The sequence below is a fragment of the Novacetimonas hansenii genome, from assembly GCF_014843995.1.
In the GTDB taxonomy this organism is placed as follows: Bacteria; Pseudomonadota; Alphaproteobacteria; order Acetobacterales; family Acetobacteraceae; genus Novacetimonas; species Novacetimonas hansenii.
Genome location: NZ_CP062147.1, coordinates 575,133 through 591,346 on the forward strand (window position 1 = coordinate 575,133; position 16,214 = coordinate 591,346).

Consider the following 16,214-nt stretch of genomic DNA (forward strand, 5'->3'; position numbering starts at 1 on the left):
CCCTTTACCCATCCCGGCACAGGCGTTCGGAAACGTTTCTGATATATTTTAGAGAGTGTCTGAAAACACATCATTGATAAAAAACGAGGAAAGTTTCTGGGTGCTGCCTGTTTTCAAAAAGGCGGCGTCTTCTGAAGCTTTTTGGAAAAAGCTTCACCAAAAACTTTTATGATTTCAGGCAGTTAGAAATTGACGTTTGTATGTATTCCGAAGATGGTTTCGTTTCCGACGCGTTTCAGGCCGCTTGCGTAACGCGGGTCGGATGTTCCGCCCTGCGGGTGCCAGACATATTGGAAATCTGGCTGCAGGACGAGCCATGGGGTGACCTGCGCCTGGTATGTGACCTCGAGATGGTTTTCGTTTCCCGGCACGATGGAGCCTGCGTCGCGGTTATACTGTCTCCATCCGGAGCTTGAGCGCCCGATTCCCCAGCCGACGCCGACGGTGTCGTTATCCCGTCCCCTGAAGGGCGCCTTGAGGTTGATGCCTGCATCCGCGGCAAAGCTGATGAGGTTCCTGTCGCCGCTATTGCCTGTTGCGCGGACGAAGATACCGACGGATTGGGGTGATGTGCGCGATGGTCGCCACAGCATCTGGTCAATGATGCCATAGACCATCCAGTTTCCGCGATCCCATCGCGGGTATCCGCCCTGTGCGCCGAGGGAGGCGCCCTGACGGTTATAGCGGTAATCGGGGAACTTTGCGGTGTCATAGAAACCGCCAAGTTTATAGATCCCGGGCAGGCCGGGGTCCTTGGTGGCCTTTGACATGTCGTCTGGCTGCGGGTTGAGCGCATATTGCAGTTCGGTAATCAGCAGTGCGCCCGTGCCCATGTTGAAGCGTGTGCCGCTGCCGTCATTTGTGACCTGGTTTGTGGGGTCAGCGCTGTTGCCGCCCTGTATGCCGAAAGAGTTGTAGCGGTTTCCGGGGGGATTGTCGTCTGCGGCTGCGAACATGAAGGTGAAGGTGTCTGTGGGCCTGTAACGGATGCGCACGGCGGGGGAGGAGAGGGGCCATGAGGGCCCGCCGCCATACAGGTTGACGGACGGGGCCATGGGCCATCCGAAGTTGGAGTTCAGGTAGAGCGATCCGTAATCGCTGATGAGGAATTCGGTATCAAGGTCCTGCTGCCCGATCTTGACGTCGAGTTTCCCGTTAAGGAAGGATTGCTGGTACCACAGTTCGAACAGGCGTGTGGAGCGGTCGGCCTCGAAGCCGCTGATGGGGTTGTAGTTATAAAGATGGTCCTGCGAGATGGAGCGTCCGCGCGTCTGCAGGGCGCTGACATTGAACAGGCCGCCCTTCAGCCCGAAGAGTTTTTCGAGGTCAACGGTCAGTGTGGGGGTAGTCACGGCATCATAGGAAGGTCCGGTGCCCGAGCCACTGCCGACGTCATTGGCGCTGGGTGCGCCGCCGGTGGTGTTCCCCCACAGCTCCTCCACATCCTGAAGGTTGAAGGTCACGCCGTGCTTGTACAGCCACGGCCGCAGCCCCCACATGTCCCCAAGCAGGTTGCCGCTCGTATCCAGCCTGTCGCCCTCACTCGGCGGCGGGGTAGTTGAATCCCGCACGGTCGCGGGGTCGATCTGTGCAATCAGGGGCGTGGAATTGCCCAGCCGCGCACGTTTCTGCGCGATCTGCGTGGCGGGGGCCTGCGCATGGGCCCGTGAGGTGGTGGCCACCATGGCGCAGGCAGCCAGCAGGCCGTGGATGCTGCGGGGCAGGGGGACTCGACTCATGGACGGGCTTTCGCTTCTGGCCCGTCCCGGCCGGTGGCAGGGCAGGCGATAACGGCGCACCCCGTCGGCGCGCAGGCAGGGGGACAAAGATACCCATCGGTATGAACTGTCCCGCCAAGGGCCTGACATGGCAGGGTACTGACATAACGGGGCGAACGTATAACCCATCGGCAGGCCATGCAACGGTGTCACGCAGGGGGCAGCCATAACAGGGGCAGCCATCACAAGGGCAGATATGGCAGGGACAGCCATAACAGGGACAGCCATAACCGGGACAGGCAGGACGCAGGGCAGCCATCAGCCGGCGGCGTGAAAATCTGTCCGGGCAGCAGGCTGGTATCATGCATGCTGTCGGTGACGCCTTGATAAGAGCCTGTTTGAAAACACATCATTGATAAAAAAGAAAAGTTTCTGGGTGCCGTCTTTCGATCGAAAAAGGCGGCGTCTTCTGAAGCTTTTTGGAAAAAGCTTCACCAAAAACTTTTATAATTTCAGTATGTTATCGAGCCTTACTTTCAGACATGCTTTTAGGGACTGTTTGCAAGTAAGGCCAATTAACCTGTTGAATCATAAAGGTTTTTTTAAATTTCAAAAATCCCTGAAATGCATCATATTATGCAAAACACAGGGTAACGCCTGGAATGTTCCCACTTCTCATCACTGGACTATTGTGTATCGTGCGCCATCCCCAGCCAATGCGGCCGCATGCGCTGGTGCAGCGTGACGGGCGTGTGGGGATGCCCTATCATTCCCACCGGCTTGTCTCCTGACGTAAATGGTAATGGCACTGTGGCGCTGGCTCGACGTTTTCTTCCCTCGATTTCGCTGCTCTGCTCGTTCGAGGCGGCGGCCCGGCACCAGAATTTCACCACGGCCGCCACGGAACTGCATCTGACGCAAAGTGCGATCAGCCGCCATATCCGTGCGTTGGAGGTACAGTTGGGCGCGGACCTGTTCACCCGCGAACGCCAGACCGTGCGCCTGACGATGGCGGGGGAAACCTATGCCCGTGAAATCCGTGAGGCATTGAAACATATCTCCACCGCCACCCTTGGCTTTCGGGCCAGTCCCCGTGGCGGTACGTTCAACCTTGCGGTGCTGCCCACCTTTGGCGCGCGCTGGATGGCGCCGCGCGTGCCGGCGTTCGGGCTGTTGCATCCTGATATCACCATCAACCTGTTCACCCGTCCGGCTCCGTTTGAATTCGCGGCGGAAGCCCTCGATGCTGCCATCCATTATGGCCTGCCTGACTGGCCGGGGGCGGAGATGGAATTCCTGATGCATGAACAGGTCGTGCCGGTGTGCAGCCCCGACATGGCCGCGCGGTCGTCCTTTCGCACGCCGTCGGATCTGCTGTGTGCGCCGCTGTTGCATCTGGTGTCGCGGCCCGATGCGTGGGAACGCTGGTTTCATGCCCATGATGTCGATGCGTGCCAGATCCACGGCATGTTGTGTGACCAGTTCGCAACCATAACACAGGCGGCGCGCGCAGGGGCGGGGCTGGCGCTGTTGCCGCGTTTCCTGATTGCCGAAGAACTGGCACGCGGTGAACTGCATGAAATCGCGCCCCCCGCACCACAAATGGCAGAAGAAGCCTATTACCTTGTCTGGCCTGTCAATCGCACGCGCTATGCCCCGCTGGTGGCGTTTCGACAGTGGATACTGACGGCGGTTGCGGCCGGGTGACGCCATGGTGTGCGTGGATCGTGGCAGGAAGTGTCCGCCCTTGTTTTTGAAAGTGTGATGTCTTTCAAAGCTTTTTGAAAAAAGCTTTACCAAAAACTTTTATGATTCTGACAGGCTGTCGGTCCTGCTTTTTAAACAGTCTTTGAAAGTCTTGATTTCCAAAGGTCGAGGACCTTTGGTGGGGTGCAGGGGCAGTGCCCCTGCATGTGATGGCATCAGCCGACGTCGAACTTCACGCCCTGCGCCAGTGGCAGTGTGCGTCCGTAATTGATGGTGTTCGTCTGGCGGCGCATATAGGCACGCCATGCGTCAGAGCCGGATTCCCGGCCACCGCCGGTTTCCTTTTCCCCACCGAACGCCCCGCCGATTTCCGCGCCGGACGGCCCGATATTGACGTTGGCGATACCGCAGTCGGACCCGGCGGCGGACAGGAACTGTTCCACCTCCAGAAGGTTGGTGCCAAAGATGGAGGAGGACAGGCCCTGCGGCACGTCGTTCTGCAACGCGATGGCCTGATCCAGGTCGGTATATTTCAGGACATACAGGATCGGGGCAAAGGTTTCCTCCACCACCGGTCCGGTCTGTGCGGGCATTTCCACCAGCGCGGGACGGACATAGAACGACCCCGTGCCGTTGACATCCACGCGCGTGCCGCCATGCACGGCGCCACCGGCGGCGGTTGCGGCCTTCAGGCTGTCCTGCATCGCGGTAAATGCGGCCTCGTCAATCAGCGGGCCGACCAGCGCGTCGCTGCTGACGGGGCAGCCAACGGAAATATTGGCATATACCTGCTTCAGCTTGCCGATCAGCGCGTCATACACGCTTTCATGCACGATCAGGCGACGCAGCGTGGTGCAGCGCTGTCCCGCCGTGCCCATCGCGCCGAACGCCACCGCGCGCAGCGTCAGGTCCAGATCCGCCGACGGCGTGACGATGGAGGCATTGTTGCCGCCCAGTTCAAGGATGGAGCGGCCAAAGCGGCGCGCCACGCGTTCGCCCACGATGCGGCCCATGCGGGTTGACCCGGTGGCGGAAATGACCGGCACGCGCCTGTCATCAACCAGGCGCTGTCCGATCGCACCATCCCCGATAATCAGCGCGGACAGGCCGGCCGGGGCGTCCGCGCCGAACTGGCGCACGGCCTCGTCAAACAGGGCATGGGTGGCAAGTGCGGTCAGCGGGGTCTTTTCCGACGGCTTCCAGATGCACGGATCGCCACAGACCAGCGCCAGCGCCGCATTCCATGACCATACCGCAACGGGGAAGTTGAAGGCGGAAATGATGCCGACGACACCGGCGGGGTGCCACTGTTCGATCAGGCGGTGGTCAGGGCGTTCGGACTGGATCGTCAGGCCGTAAAGCTGGCGTGACAGCCCGACGGCAAAGTCGCAGATGTCGATCATTTCCTGCACTTCGCCCAGCCCTTCGGACAGGACCTTGCCCGCCTCGAACGATACCAGGCGGCCCAGCGCCTCCTTGTTGTCACGCAGGACATTGCCAAGGATGCGCACCAGTTCGCCACGGCGTGGCCCCGGCACCTTGCGCCATGCGACAAAGGCGTCGGCCGCGCGGGCGATCACGCCATCGACCGCATCGGCGGAAATGGTCGCAACGCGGGCGATTTCCTCGCCCGTGATGGGGGTGCGTACGATCAGGTCGCCGCCGGTATAGGCATCGCGCGCGACGCCCAGCTTTTCCAGAAGGGCATGTACGTCGGATACGATGGTCATATGTCTTCCTGTTCTCCAGTCCTGTGGGCGCGGATATGGCTCTACAGCCATGCCGTGCCCGCGTGGGCAATGGCGGACCCCACGTTATAAAAGGCTTCGCGCGCGGGGCGGGCGCGCACCGGCTGCACCGGGCAGAGCGGCAGCGGCATGTCGGCAATCCCGATCCTGCCGCATACAAGCTGCGCCAGCACCCGGCCAAACACCGTCCCTGGCGAGATACCGCGCCCGTTATAGCCGCTGATGGACACTACATTGTGGGCAAGCTGATGGAAACGGGGAACCGCGTCGGTGGTCATGCCGATGCTGCCGTACCATTCGGTTTCAAAGGGTTCGTCCTTCAGTTGCGGATAGATCCGCGCCAGCGCCCTGCGCCCCCAGGCATGGTGGATGCGTCGCCCCGCACGGTCCAGCGCGCCCACGCTGCCGATAATCATCCGTCCCGCCTGGTCCAGACGGAAGGAGGTCAGGATGTCCCTGGTGTCCCATGCGCCCTGTTTGTGGGGCAGGACCGTTTCCAGCACATGCGCGGGCAGGGGGCGGGTGGCAAGGTTGAAATACGGCAGATGCACCAGTTCGGCGCGCAGTTCGGGCCACATGTTGGTGGTATAGGCATTGGTGGCCACGATCACCCAGCGCGCGCGCACCGACCCGCCGCCACTGGTGCGCAGGTGCCACCACGCGCCCGCCTGCTGCGCATCGGTCACGCATGTCGCGGTATGCAGCCGCACGCCCGCATCCATCGCCGCGCGCGCCAGACCCCGTGCATAGGCAAGGGGCTGGATCGTGCCCGCGCGTTCATCCAGCAATGCGCCGGTATAGGCCGTGCTGCCGATCTGGCGCGCGGCCTCGCCCGCATCCATCAGGCGCACCGGCGCGCCAAGCGCCTGCCACTGGCGTTCGCGTTCGCGCAGGTTGTCCAGCCCGGATTGCCCCACCGCGCAATGTAACGTGCCGGTGGGCGTGGCCTCGCACGCGATGGCGTGTTTCGCCACAAGGTCAAAGACTTCCCGCGGGCCATTACCCAGAAGGTCCAGCACCCGCCGGCCCATCGTGGCGCCCAGCGTCGTCAGCAGGTCGTCGGGCATGACCCACAGGCCCGCATTCACCAGGCCGACATTGCGTCCCGACCCGCCAAAGCCGATCTCGTTGGCCTCCAGGATCACCACATTGCAGGATTCCTGCGCAAGGTGCAGCCCCGCCGACATCCCGGTATAGCCGCTGCCGATAATCGCGACATCGACATCCACATGTCCGCGCAACGCCGTGGTGGGCGGGGCGGGCGGGGCGGTGACTTCCCAAAGACCATGGCTGCGCGGATCATTCTGCATGCACGTTACCCTGTTGCGTTGCCCAGTGGCGTTTACCTGATGGCGTTTACCCGGCAGCGTTTGCCTGACGGCGTTTACCAGTGGGGTTTGCTGGCGGCATTCCCGGCTGGTCTTCCCGGCTGGCATCTTCTGTTGGCGGGTCCGGGGGAAGGTTGCCGGGCGGGCGACACCCCCCGGCAGGGCGGGGGCTGTCGCCGGTTGGCGCGCACCCCCGGTGACGCCATCGCGCAAGGTATTTTCGATCGCACCGGGCGCAAAACGATATTCGGAACTGGGGTCATTCCAATACGGAATGATCCATGTGTCCGATCGTATGCGCCGCTCTCCATACATCGGTTTTCATCCGCCGCTTTCCCCTGGGTTCCCCCCTGACGTCGCGCCAGATGGGGTCATTCTCCGCCGGGTGGCATCCGTTCCACCGGGGCGCGGCCCAGCGTATTGGCCAGGAACACACCCAGCATGACCACCACGCCCCCCAGCAGAGTGCGCAGTTCGGGGACTTCATGCACCAGCGCAAAGGATTCCAGCAAAGTGACCGGCGGCAGCAGGTACAGCAGGCCCGCCGCCCGTGCGACGCCCATCTGTCCCACCACCCACGTCCATGCCGCATATCCGACAAAGGCAGGCAGTATCGCAAGCTGCGCCACACTGGCGATACCGGCCATCGACATGTGCGGCACCCGTCCCAGCGCCTGCGGCAGCCATGGCAGCAGGACGATCCCCCCGACGATCAGCACATACGCCGTGGTGGCCATCGCGCCATAGGTCGGGATCAGGCGTTTTTGCAAGGTGGTGTAAAGCGCGCTGCACAATGCCGCCCCAAGGATCAGCGTCGTGCCCGACCCGAATGACAGGCCCCCCGGTTCGCCGCCCGCGATGGTGATGACCCCGGCGAAACTGATAAGCGATCCGACCCACCCCCATGCCGTCAGCCGTTCGCCCATCACCGCCACGGCGATGATGGCGGCCATCAGGGGGGAGGAACTGATCAGCAGGCTGGACGCCCCGGCGGAAACGCTGAGTTCGCCGGTATTGAACAGCACATTGTACAGGCTGATGCCGATTCCCCCGCATGCGACAAAGCGCGGGATGTCGCGCGCGCGTGGCAGGGGCGCGCGTTCATACAGCAGCCATCCCACCGACAGCACCGCCGCCAGCGCATAGCGCAGCGCCGCAAGGGGAACAGGCCCGATTTCGTGCATCACGACCCGGACGATGGGATAGGCGCTGCCCCATGACAGCAGGGCCACGGCGGCCCACAGGGCAACCAGGCGGGGATGGGAAGGGCGTGTGGTCATGGCGCACAGGGATATGCCCGCGCATGGCGGCAGGCAACCGGGCATGCGCGCCTGCGCGGCGTTTGGATGCGCGCAGGCGGGAAAATGTCACACACGATCCCGCGTGCGGCATGCCGGGCACGCAGGCGAAGGGACAGGCAAAGGGACAGGCACAGTGACAGCCAAGGCACAAAGATGTCCGGGCGCCGTCCTTCAGCGTTTGAAAAAGACGGCATGTCCCAAATCATTGCGGGACAATCCGGGCCAGAAGCTTTTATCACGCAGTCCCTTGCCCAGATGGGGATCAGCCCTTGGCCGTATCCAGCGCATCCACCGCATCCAGCACGCGCGTGGAATAGACAAGGGCCGCGCCCGCGTTCATCGCCACGGCCACGCCCAGAGCCTCGGCAATTTCCTCCCGCGTGGCGCCCGCCTTGACCGCTTCGGCGGAATGGACGGTAATGCAGCCGTCGCACCGGGTCGTGGCCGCAACGGCAAGGGCGATCAGTTCGCGCGTCTTTGCATCAAGATGCCCGGTCTTCGCCCCGGCCTCCCCCGCGGCGACCACGGCCTCGACCGTGCCGGGCGACAGGGTGGCGACCTTTCCAAAACCTTTGGCAAGCTGGTCGCGATATGTGTTCCAGTCCATCATCATGGTCATGTCTTCCTGTGGTGATCGGGTGGTCCCGCCCGGACATCCCTGGGCAGGAGGTCATGAAGCACGTCATCGGCACGCACGCCGTCAGCAGTCCCGCCGGGCGCCTCTCCCAGACCCCATTCCAGCAGGCTCCCCCCTTCCTGCCGGGTGACGAACCGACGCGCCAGCACGGATGCGGGCAGGTCGCCGCGCAGCGTGCCCGCCGCGATCCCTTCCGCCATGACGGATTCGAGCCATGAGAGATGCAGCCGGAAAAATGCCGCCGTCTGGTGGCGCATCGACGGTGGCAGGCTGTCGCGCTGTGCCGCCAGCGCCGCACACAGCGGCAGCATGCCGGCCATGGCGCTGCTGGTGAAAAAAGCGGCAAAGGCCCGCAACCGTCCGGGGGCATCGGGGACCGCATGCCACACGGCCGACAGTTCGGCGGTGAAGCGGTGCAGGTAGTCCTCGATAACCGCGCATCCGAGTGTTTCCTTGGTGGGGAAATGATGGTGGACACTTGCCTTGCGGATGCCCGCGGCCCGCGCCAGGTCGGCAAAGCTGAAGGCAGCATAGCCGCGTGTGCGGATAAGCTCTTCAGCCCGTTGCATCAGGATGCGGCGAGTACCGTGCTCCATGCGCAAAGCCTACCGACCTGAAGGTAGGTAAGGAAACTCACTTTAGCGTGCGGCACATCCGGGGGAGTGCGCAGGCATGTCCAGAGGGGGCCATTCGCGGAGCAAGCCTAAGAGAGTGTTTGAAAACACGTCATTGATAGAAAACAGGAAAAGTTTCTGGGGGCCGCCTTTCGATCGAAAAAGGCGGCGTCTTTCGAAGCTTTTTGGAAAAAGCTTCACCAAAAACCTTTCTGATTTCAGGATGTTATTAAGCCCGACTTTTTAATATGGTCTCTAACGGGCATGTCTACGGGGGGCGTCCGGCGGGGCGTGCAATCCGGCATACGCAACATCCCGACGCAATCCCGGCAGGCCCGCCGCGGCCCACGCAACAGCATCGCGGGCATGGGCATGGGCATGGGCATGGGCATGGGCAGCGGGCGGAGGGGCGACATCAGGATGCGCATTCCTGCGTGTCGAGCAGTGCCGCAACCTCTTCGGCCGTGGGGGCGGCCTCTGCCGCGCCGGGACGTGTCGTCGCCAGCGCGCCACATGCGGCGGCATAGCGCACGGCCTGATCCAGTGGCGCGCCGGATGCCAGCATGCGCGCCAGTCCCGCGCCGAAACAGTCGCCCGCCGCAACGGTATCGACCGCCGTGACGGCAAAGGGGGGAATGAACCCGTCCCCCCCGTCGCGACGGGAATGGAACACGCCGCGCGCGCCCATTTTTATGACCGCGCATGCCACACCCCGCCCGTGCAGGTGGGCTGCGGCGGCGCGGGCGGTGGGGGCGTCGGTGGGCAGGATACCCGTCAGGGCCTGCGTTTCCGTCTCGTTCGGGGTCATGACGGTGGCCAGCGTGAACAGCGCATCGGGCAGGCCGTCGGGCGGGACGGGGGCAGGATCGACGATAATGGTCATGTCCTGCGCCCGCGCCTGTTCACACAGGCGTACGACGATGTCCGGCGGGATTTCCATCTGCACCATCACCACGCGCGCGCCGTCGAACACGCGCGCCAGCGCGGGGACGTCATCGGGGCGCAGCGTCATGTTTGCCCCGCCATGGACCAGGATCTGGTTTTCGCCCGCGTCATTGACGGTAATGAAGGCCCGGCCCGTCTGTCCGCCGGTTTCGGTGCGCACGAAACGCAGCCCCACCCCCGCATCGGCCATGGCGTCACGTGCGACCTGCGCCAGCGCATCGTCGCCCATCTGCCCCGCCAGTTCGACCGCCGTGCCCAGGCGCGCGACGGCCACCGCCTGGTTCGCGCCCTTGCCACCCAGCCCTGTTGTCGCGGCGTGGACATGCATCGTCTCCCCCGCATGGGGAAAGCGGGCGACACGGCAGACGAAATCGACATTGATGCTGCCGATGACGGCGATATGGCCGGTGGGGGAGAGGGTCATGACGGGCCTCCTGTCGCAGGCGGGTGGCGGTAAAAACAGTGAAAACGCAAGGAAAAGCCTGCGCGCGTTGCCTGTTCCTGAATGAAGGTAAGGTCTTTTTTGTGTGTTTACAGCAAAGAGATACCCAAAAATTTTATAATTTCAGCATGTTATTAAGGACGCTTTGCCATGCAGAGCCTCACCATGAAGCCGCATGGGCATATGCCGGCGGCTATTGGATGCGCAAGGCGATGTTGGAAAGCACCCGATGGACAAGACGTCATCAGGATATTCAAAGGCCAAGTTTTTAGAGAGTGTCTGAAAACACATCATTGATAAAAAACAGGACAAGTTTCTGGGGGCCGCCTTTCGATCGAAAAAGGCGGCGTCTTCTGAAGCTTTTTGGGAAAAGCTTCACCAAAAATCTTTATGATTTCAGGATATTCTTGAGCCTGATTTTTCAAACAGCGTCTCAGAAAGATCATTGGTTCCAGCTATTTTGAAACAGACATGGCCGAAAACCGTTGGAATTCTGTTGGGGTGGTGACTTTTTCGAAAGAACATTCCCAAAATATAAAATAGTATTTTCGGTTTAATGCCAGTTGGAATTGCAATTTTTTCACAAATTATGAAGCAGGTCGATGTCAGACCCCAATCCGACAGGATGTCAGGGGCCGTTTGAACGGTGTGTAGCAATACTCCACGGGAATGAACGCAGTCTTTGGCAAAGCGTTTACCGACATGGCTTTGCAATATATTGCATTTCTACAAGGTTAAAGTAACGCCTGAATATTTACCGTTTTTCATCAACGGGCTGTTTCAAATGATGTCTTCATGTTCCAGTGGGATGCCGGGTCCGCCTGTATGGACCGTTTTTATGGTATGGCGCGCATGGTGTGCTGCGCATGGCACGCGCCGGGGTGTCTTATCCCTTCCACAGGGGGCCGGGCATTTCATCGTAATGATCCACCAGCATATCCAGCAACAGCGCCAGCGCGCCCGCCACATGGGCCTGTTCCGTGCCGAAATGGCTGGCGATGGCGGGCATTGACCGTCCCTCCACCATCAGCAGGACCAGCAGCTTTTCGCATCGCGTGCCAATGGCCGTGCGGATGTATTTGTAACGTTCGATCGCGCCCAGCCTGCTGTGCGATGGGCCTTCGTGCGTGGGGTGGCGGCCGGGTGCGCGTTCCATCTGCGGGTCGTTATGGCCCATGAACCCGATGGCGTAATCAATGGCCCAGAATTCGGCGGCAAGGGCATGGGCGTCCACGATCGCGCCACTGCGTCGCAGCGCGGCAAGCGCGGGGCGATGCGCGTACACCATGGCCGCATCGGGGGCCATGTCGGACCGGTCGGGCGGCGGTGGCGCAGGCGGGTGGCAGGACGGAACGGCAGCCGACACGCAGGCATTCTCCAGACTGGGGCAGGACCGGCACATAAGGCCGACAGCATCCATGCATCCGTATCATACCTTCGGCGCGGATGCGATGGTCTCCCGCCGGTTGTCTCATCCATATGCCGCGTGGTGGGGCCGCGATCAGGGCGTGTGGCGTATCTGCTGGCGCAGGTGGGCTTCTTCGTTCGTGAAACGCGCCCAGTCCTGGGCATAGGGATCGCGACTGTCGCGATCATGGCCCATGGCCGCAGCGTCCGATGTGCGATCTGGGCTGCGATCTGGGCTGCGATCTGGGGTGCGATCGGGCATGTCCGTGTTGTCCGGCGCGTCGCGACCGGGGGTGGGGCGGTTCATGTCCCGGCGTGCGGCGGCGGCGGCATGTGCGTCGGCGGACCAGGTGGCACGGGCCGCATCATGGGCCGCGCGCATATGCGCCAGTGTGCCCTGCCATGCCTGCGCACCGGTCGCGGCCTGCGGGTGCATCACGCCCGGCATGGAGGGGGACAGCGCGCCGGGCCATCCCGCATTGCCCCATCCCTGCGCCCGCGCGCCATGGCCCATGGGCAGGCATGCCGCCATGATCGCCACCCACGCCGCCATGATGGCCATTCCCGCCCCCCGTCCGGCATGGTGTGCGGGGGGCGGGGGCATCAGCGGTCGATCCACTGCTGGCGTTCGGGGTCACGATGTTCCCATCCCCGCCGTTGCAGTTCGGGCATGTCGGAGGGGTCCTGCGGATATCCCACACACAGATACGCCACGAGTTCCCATTGCGCCGCAATGTCGAGCATCGCGGTCACGCGCGCCGGGTCGATGATGGACACCCACCCCACGCCCACGCCCGCCGCCGTCGCGGCAAGCCAGAAGGTATGGATGGCCATGACGGTGGACCATGTGGTGGTCTGGGGCATGGTGCCCCGGCCCAGCCCGCGTCCCTGTGTCGGGTCATTGTCGGAAAACACCGCGACATGGTGGGGGGCGTCATCCAGCCCCGCAAGTTTCAGGCGCGCGTAATCGCTGGCGTCGGACCCATCGCGCGCGGCAAGCGCATGGGCGTTGCAGCGCGCGAAATCATCGCGCACCGCCTGCCTGCGTGCGGGGTCATCCACCCGGACGAAGCGCCATGGTTCACTCAGCCCGACCGAAGGGGCAAGGCATGCCGTCGCCAGCAGCCCATCCAGCACCGGGGCGGGCACAGGGTCGCGCCGGAAATGCCGCACGTCGCGCCGCCAGCGCAGCAGGGTTTCAAATTCCTTGGTGAACGTGCCGGAAAATCCGGGCTGGGTCATGACGCTTCCTTTGTGGGGGGTGGGATCGCGGCGCGATGTGCCGATGGCCGGAATGCCGCCTGCGGCTGGCATGGGGCCGTTTGAAAGGGGAAACCGGGTTTCATCCATTGACGGTCGTGTCATCCCTGATGCTGTCCCTCTGCCAGGGTTTCGGCAGGTGTCCCTGGTGTCGAGGGAAGGCGCCATCGGGAAACATCGTGGGGAGCCCGATCATGCCGGGGCCTGCCGTCGGGGGCCTGCCATCCGGTGGATGTGTGCAACGCGGGGGGCCGTATCCCACGGGGATGAGAAAAGGGGATGATGAAAACCGTCGGGGGCTTGTTTCAAAAAGCACTGCAAGATGCCGCAGGATTGAAAAAGGTAGCGACCGGAGTTTTTGTCATCTCTTCTCAAGGGGTGTTTCCAGGTGGCGATTTGTAATGTGTCCGTACGTACCGGGTCCGTTAATACCGGCGTCCGAATGCCGGTTCCTCCGGCTGTGCCGGGCCGGCGAATGCTGCGTCTTCCCAGAACCCGCTGGCCACTTCATGCAGTTCATCAAAACTGGCCTTGTACCAGTCCACCTGTGTCGCGGTGCGGCCGGTGATGGTGAATTTCATGAAAAGCGTCCCTGCCCCCCCACCGTACATCCACCCGTCATGCGATGTGAATTCAAAATGGCACAGGTCGGTATGGCCAAACCGCTGAAAGGCATGGTCCACCACGATGGGGGCGATTTCTTCCGCCGTGACGCGCATGTAGAAATTGGTCCGCCGGCGCAGCAGCGTCGTATCGACATTGTCGAGGATGCCCATGCTGTCCAGTACCTTCGCGCTGGCGGCGAAACGCGCGGCGTCGAATGTGACCTGTACGGTGCATCGCCCAAAGGAGCCATTGCCCGTGACGTTGACCCCGAACTGCGCATAATCGCCAAGGCCGGGGATGCCGACGCTGGCGGCATGGGCGGCGGGGGGCATGGATGTCACCATGACGGTCGCGGCGGGCACGCACACCAGCAGACCCGACAGGGTGGCAATCGCGCCCCGGCGTACGTAACGGCGTGCCATCACGAATGTCCGTGCCTGTATCGCCCGCTTGCATATCGCTCGCTCACACGGGGTTCCTTCTGCTGTGGTGCGGGTGGTGAAAACAGATGTGGCGGCGCATTACTGCGCCGCCACACATTATGGCACCATGGACATGGAAAAGCATTATCCCCGATGCGCTTTATCGCGCCACACCATCCCCGACGGGGCCGGTGGCGCGACAGGGCCGGAACCTCAGCCGCGATTCGCAGCCTCCACGGCCGTGCGGGCCGACATGGGAACCGCAACACTGTTAAGTGTCGCGACCTCCATCATGCCGCGACGTTTGAACGCGGCGGCGAACCACGCGACCACGTTTGCGGCCGTATGGCGGGTTTCCTGCGTGCCGGGGGGAAGGCCGGTTGCGGGGGCAAGGTGAAAAGTACTCATCTGAGCGTTTCCATGAGCCTTGGCGGGCACGATTGCCGCAAGCTGCTCCTGTGGCGGACGCTACGCCGGATTTCGCTGCTGACAATATGATATTTTCGCAGCCCCTTCCCCCGTCCCATGATGTTTTTGCAAGGCTTGTGCCCTGTGTGGCGTCAGACCGGGGCAACGGTCCATTTCGCGTGCCATTCCTGCCCTGGCGGCAGGTGGAACAGGCCGGGCTTCGTCGCGAATTCGCCGTGGAAATCCTGCGGGCTGCTCATGCCGTACCACGGTTCGATGCACAGGAAATCCGCACCCGGCTTCATCCACAGCCCAAGCTGGCGAAAGCCCTTCCACGTCACACGCAGGCCCGGCCCGTTGGGGATGCGATAGGTCAGGCCGTGGCTGGCGGGATGGTCGAGGATCAGCGCATCCGCCGCGAACAGGTCTTCGGACAGCGCAAGTTCGCGGCCCGTGATGGGGGTGGGGAACAGGTCGGGCGACAGCAGGCCACCCGCGACGCGGCGCACATTTTCGGGTTCGGGCTGATCGAATTCGATGATGTGCGCGTCCTTTGGCACATCGGGACGCAGGGGCCACACAAAGGCCGGATGCGCGCCGAGCGAGGCGGACAACGTGCGTGCCGGGTCGGGATTGATGACATGATATTCCACCGACAGCGCGCCATTGGCGATGCGGTATGTGATCTTCAGCCGGAAGGCAGAGGGAAAGATCGCGCGTGACTGCGCCGTATCCCCCAGTTCCAGGACGCAGCCATCGGCCGTGCGTTCGACCCAGCGGAAATCCATGTCGCGGGCAAAGCCGTGCTGCGTGATGCGGCATGCGTGCCCGTCAAACAGGGCCGTATCGTTGTCGAGCCGCCCGACAATGGGGAACAGCACGGGCGAATGGCGTTTCCATGCCGCCCCACCATTCCACAGCAGGTCGCACCCCGCGATTACATCATGCAGCGCGCAGAGTTCCGCCCCATGTACCCGTACCGTGGCGTGCAGGCGCGAATCGCCAAAGCTGTGGCTGACATCTTCATTCATCGCGTGTTTCCTTCTGTCATGTGCGGCATTGCACGCATCGTGTGGGCAGAATGCCCGATTCCCCACGCAGGCCGCCAGTAGCGTATCGGTGTAGCGTATCGGTGTGTCGTGTTGGTGTAGCGTATCGCCATTATCATGCCGCCGCAGTCGTGCCGCCACTGTCGTGCCGTTTCTGTCGTGCCGTTTCGTCGTCATGACACAGCATACAGGATCGTCTGACGGCGGTGGCGCATACAGGTTCCGGCACCGGGGCGTCGTGAGATTATGCAGGTTTCCGATGAATCTTTTTACGGGTGAATCTTTTTGCTGGCACCTCAGGGAACTGCATCCGGCCATTGTCATGGCTGTCGTCAATATCCCGGTTACGGTGCGTCCCGACAGGGTATTTTTGAAAACACCCTGTTGATAAGGAATGATAAAATTCCGGCCTATGTCTTTTTTCAAAAAGGGGATGTCGTTCAAAACATTCCGCGCAAAGCCTGGACAGGAATGTTTATGATGTCCGTGGGGGGATGCATCCTGCCTTTTCAAAACGTCCCTGATATTTGCCAGGATGTAGGCCGGACGATAAAAAACCGGCAGCCGCACAGCCACAGCCACAGCCACAGCCACAGCCACAGCCACAGGACAGGGCCGACGC

General features: G+C 62.3%; 17 protein-coding genes. 4 read left to right on the forward strand and 13 right to left on the reverse strand.

Annotation, left to right across the window (positions count from 1 at the left end):
• Window positions 1–182 precede the first annotated feature (182 nt).
• A complete protein-coding gene (locus tag IFJ82_RS02430) occupies window positions 183–1,685 on the reverse strand; it encodes a carbohydrate porin (RefSeq protein ID WP_225578820.1) in 1,503 nt (500 codons plus the stop codon).
• Window positions 1,686–2,380: 695 nt separating this feature from the next.
• Between IFJ82_RS02430 and IFJ82_RS15865 the strand changes: the two genes are divergently transcribed.
• Together IFJ82_RS15865 and IFJ82_RS02435 are read left to right on the forward strand one after the other, a co-directional pair.
• On the forward strand, window positions 2,381–2,509 hold the full coding sequence (locus IFJ82_RS15865; RefSeq protein ID WP_275394233.1) for a hypothetical protein: 129 nt from the start codon (window positions 2,381–2,383) through the stop codon (window positions 2,507–2,509).
• Complete coding sequence (locus IFJ82_RS02435; protein ID WP_338042245.1) at window positions 2,499–3,425, forward strand: LysR family transcriptional regulator; 927 nt, start codon at window positions 2,499–2,501, stop codon at window positions 3,423–3,425. Before IFJ82_RS15865 ends, IFJ82_RS02435 begins: the two co-directional genes overlap by 11 nt.
• Before the next feature lie 215 nt (window positions 3,426–3,640).
• Here IFJ82_RS02435 and amaB read toward each other — a convergent pair whose 3' ends face one another.
• From amaB to IFJ82_RS02450, 3 genes are all read right to left on the reverse strand, one after another.
• Window positions 3,641–5,155 carry an L-piperidine-6-carboxylate dehydrogenase gene (amaB, locus tag IFJ82_RS02440; RefSeq protein WP_003621549.1) on the reverse strand — a complete coding sequence of 505 codons (1,515 nt, stop codon included), beginning with the start codon at window positions 5,153–5,155 and terminating at the stop codon, window positions 3,641–3,643.
• Between the two features lie 41 nt (window positions 5,156–5,196).
• Window positions 5,197–6,483, reverse strand: a complete 1,287-nt coding sequence (locus tag IFJ82_RS02445) for an NAD(P)/FAD-dependent oxidoreductase (protein ID WP_062810029.1) — start codon at window positions 6,481–6,483, stop codon at window positions 5,197–5,199.
• Window positions 6,484–6,872: 389 nt separating this feature from the next.
• Complete coding sequence (locus IFJ82_RS02450; protein WP_062809557.1) at window positions 6,873–7,781, reverse strand: DMT family transporter; 909 nt, start codon at window positions 7,779–7,781, stop codon at window positions 6,873–6,875.
• 23 nt (window positions 7,782–7,804) lie between these two features.
• Between IFJ82_RS02450 and IFJ82_RS15870 the strand changes: the two genes are divergently transcribed.
• Complete coding sequence (locus tag IFJ82_RS15870) at window positions 7,805–7,939, forward strand: hypothetical protein (RefSeq protein ID WP_275403447.1); 135 nt, start codon at window positions 7,805–7,807, stop codon at window positions 7,937–7,939.
• Between the two features lie 125 nt (window positions 7,940–8,064).
• Here IFJ82_RS15870 and IFJ82_RS02455 read toward each other — a convergent pair whose 3' ends face one another.
• From IFJ82_RS02455 to bluB, 6 genes are all read right to left on the reverse strand, one after another.
• The gene (locus tag IFJ82_RS02455; RefSeq protein ID WP_192266281.1) at window positions 8,065–8,412 is read right to left on the reverse strand and encodes a carboxymuconolactone decarboxylase family protein; all 348 of its coding nucleotides are present in this window, start codon (window positions 8,410–8,412) and stop codon (window positions 8,065–8,067) included.
• Between the two features lie 5 nt (window positions 8,413–8,417).
• Window positions 8,418–9,035: a TetR/AcrR family transcriptional regulator gene (locus tag IFJ82_RS02460; protein ID WP_081385148.1), complete on the reverse strand. Its 618-nt coding sequence runs from the start codon at window positions 9,033–9,035 to the stop codon at window positions 8,418–8,420.
• A gap of 433 nt (window positions 9,036–9,468) precedes the next feature.
• A complete protein-coding gene (locus IFJ82_RS02465; RefSeq protein ID WP_003621556.1) occupies window positions 9,469–10,422 on the reverse strand; it encodes a ribokinase in 954 nt (317 codons plus the stop codon).
• Between the two features lie 904 nt (window positions 10,423–11,326).
• Window positions 11,327–11,806 (reverse strand): hypothetical protein, encoded by a 480-nt coding sequence (locus IFJ82_RS02470; protein WP_139312526.1) that lies wholly within the window; start codon window positions 11,804–11,806, stop codon window positions 11,327–11,329.
• 135 nt (window positions 11,807–11,941) lie between these two features.
• Window positions 11,942–12,451 carry a hypothetical protein gene (locus tag IFJ82_RS02475; protein ID WP_192265502.1) on the reverse strand — a complete coding sequence of 170 codons (510 nt, stop codon included), beginning with the start codon at window positions 12,449–12,451 and terminating at the stop codon, window positions 11,942–11,944.
• Window positions 12,451–13,089, reverse strand: a complete 639-nt coding sequence (gene bluB / locus IFJ82_RS02480; RefSeq protein ID WP_192266290.1) for a 5,6-dimethylbenzimidazole synthase — start codon at window positions 13,087–13,089, stop codon at window positions 12,451–12,453. Before bluB ends, IFJ82_RS02475 begins: the two co-directional genes overlap by 1 nt.
• Window positions 13,090–13,386: 297 nt before the next feature.
• On the opposite strand from bluB, the gene IFJ82_RS15650 reads away from it, so the two are divergent.
• A complete protein-coding gene (locus tag IFJ82_RS15650) occupies window positions 13,387–13,509 on the forward strand; it encodes a replication/maintenance protein RepL (RefSeq protein WP_220376162.1) in 123 nt (40 codons plus the stop codon).
• Window positions 13,510–13,532: 23 nt separating this feature from the next.
• Here IFJ82_RS15650 and IFJ82_RS02485 read toward each other — a convergent pair whose 3' ends face one another.
• The 3 genes from IFJ82_RS02485 to IFJ82_RS02495 all read right to left on the reverse strand — a co-directional run bounded on the left by IFJ82_RS02485 (window position 13,533) and on the right by IFJ82_RS02495 (window position 15,574).
• The gene (locus tag IFJ82_RS02485; protein ID WP_062809552.1) at window positions 13,533–14,135 is read right to left on the reverse strand and encodes a hypothetical protein; all 603 of its coding nucleotides are present in this window, start codon (window positions 14,133–14,135) and stop codon (window positions 13,533–13,535) included.
• 213 nt (window positions 14,136–14,348) lie between these two features.
• Window positions 14,349–14,543 (reverse strand): hypothetical protein, encoded by a 195-nt coding sequence (locus IFJ82_RS02490; protein ID WP_003621563.1) that lies wholly within the window; start codon window positions 14,541–14,543, stop codon window positions 14,349–14,351.
• Between the two features lie 152 nt (window positions 14,544–14,695).
• Window positions 14,696–15,574, reverse strand: a complete 879-nt coding sequence (locus IFJ82_RS02495) for an aldose 1-epimerase family protein (RefSeq protein ID WP_192266292.1) — start codon at window positions 15,572–15,574, stop codon at window positions 14,696–14,698.
• Between the last annotated feature and the right edge of the window lie 640 nt (window positions 15,575–16,214).

What these genes read in the sequence shown, in the direction of transcription:
- IFJ82_RS02430 (WP_225578820.1), bottom strand. Translation starts at nt 1,685, where the DNA reads ATGGTGGCCACCACCTCACGGGCCCATGCGCAGGCCCCCGCCACGCAG.
- IFJ82_RS15865 (WP_275394233.1), top strand. Translation starts at nt 2,381, where the DNA reads ATGTTCCCACTTCTCATCACTGGACTATTGTGTATCGTGCGCCATCCC.
- amaB (WP_003621549.1), bottom strand. Translation starts at nt 5,155, where the DNA reads ATGACCATCGTATCCGACGTACATGCCCTTCTGGAAAAGCTGGGCGTC.
- IFJ82_RS02445 (WP_062810029.1), bottom strand. Translation starts at nt 6,483, where the DNA reads ATGCAGAATGATCCGCGCAGCCATGGTCTTTGGGAAGTCACCGCCCCG.
- IFJ82_RS02450 (WP_062809557.1), bottom strand. Translation starts at nt 7,781, where the DNA reads ATGACCACACGCCCTTCCCATCCCCGCCTGGTTGCCCTGTGGGCCGCC.
- IFJ82_RS15870 (WP_275403447.1), top strand. Translation starts at nt 7,805, where the DNA reads ATGGCGGCAGGCAACCGGGCATGCGCGCCTGCGCGGCGTTTGGATGCG.
- IFJ82_RS02455 (WP_192266281.1), bottom strand. Translation starts at nt 8,412, where the DNA reads ATGATGGACTGGAACACATATCGCGACCAGCTTGCCAAAGGTTTTGGA.
- IFJ82_RS02460 (WP_081385148.1), bottom strand. Translation starts at nt 9,035, where the DNA reads ATGGAGCACGGTACTCGCCGCATCCTGATGCAACGGGCTGAAGAGCTT.
- IFJ82_RS02465 (WP_003621556.1), bottom strand. Translation starts at nt 10,422, where the DNA reads ATGACCCTCTCCCCCACCGGCCATATCGCCGTCATCGGCAGCATCAAT.
- IFJ82_RS02475 (WP_192265502.1), bottom strand. Translation starts at nt 12,451, where the DNA reads ATGCCCCCGCCCCCCGCACACCATGCCGGACGGGGGGCGGGAATGGCC.
- bluB (WP_192266290.1), bottom strand. Translation starts at nt 13,089, where the DNA reads ATGACCCAGCCCGGATTTTCCGGCACGTTCACCAAGGAATTTGAAACC.
- IFJ82_RS15650 (WP_220376162.1), top strand. Translation starts at nt 13,387, where the DNA reads ATGATGAAAACCGTCGGGGGCTTGTTTCAAAAAGCACTGCAAGATGCC.
- IFJ82_RS02485 (WP_062809552.1), bottom strand. Translation starts at nt 14,135, where the DNA reads ATGGCACGCCGTTACGTACGCCGGGGCGCGATTGCCACCCTGTCGGGT.
- IFJ82_RS02490 (WP_003621563.1), bottom strand. Translation starts at nt 14,543, where the DNA reads ATGAGTACTTTTCACCTTGCCCCCGCAACCGGCCTTCCCCCCGGCACG.
- IFJ82_RS02495 (WP_192266292.1), bottom strand. Translation starts at nt 15,574, where the DNA reads ATGAATGAAGATGTCAGCCACAGCTTTGGCGATTCGCGCCTGCACGCC.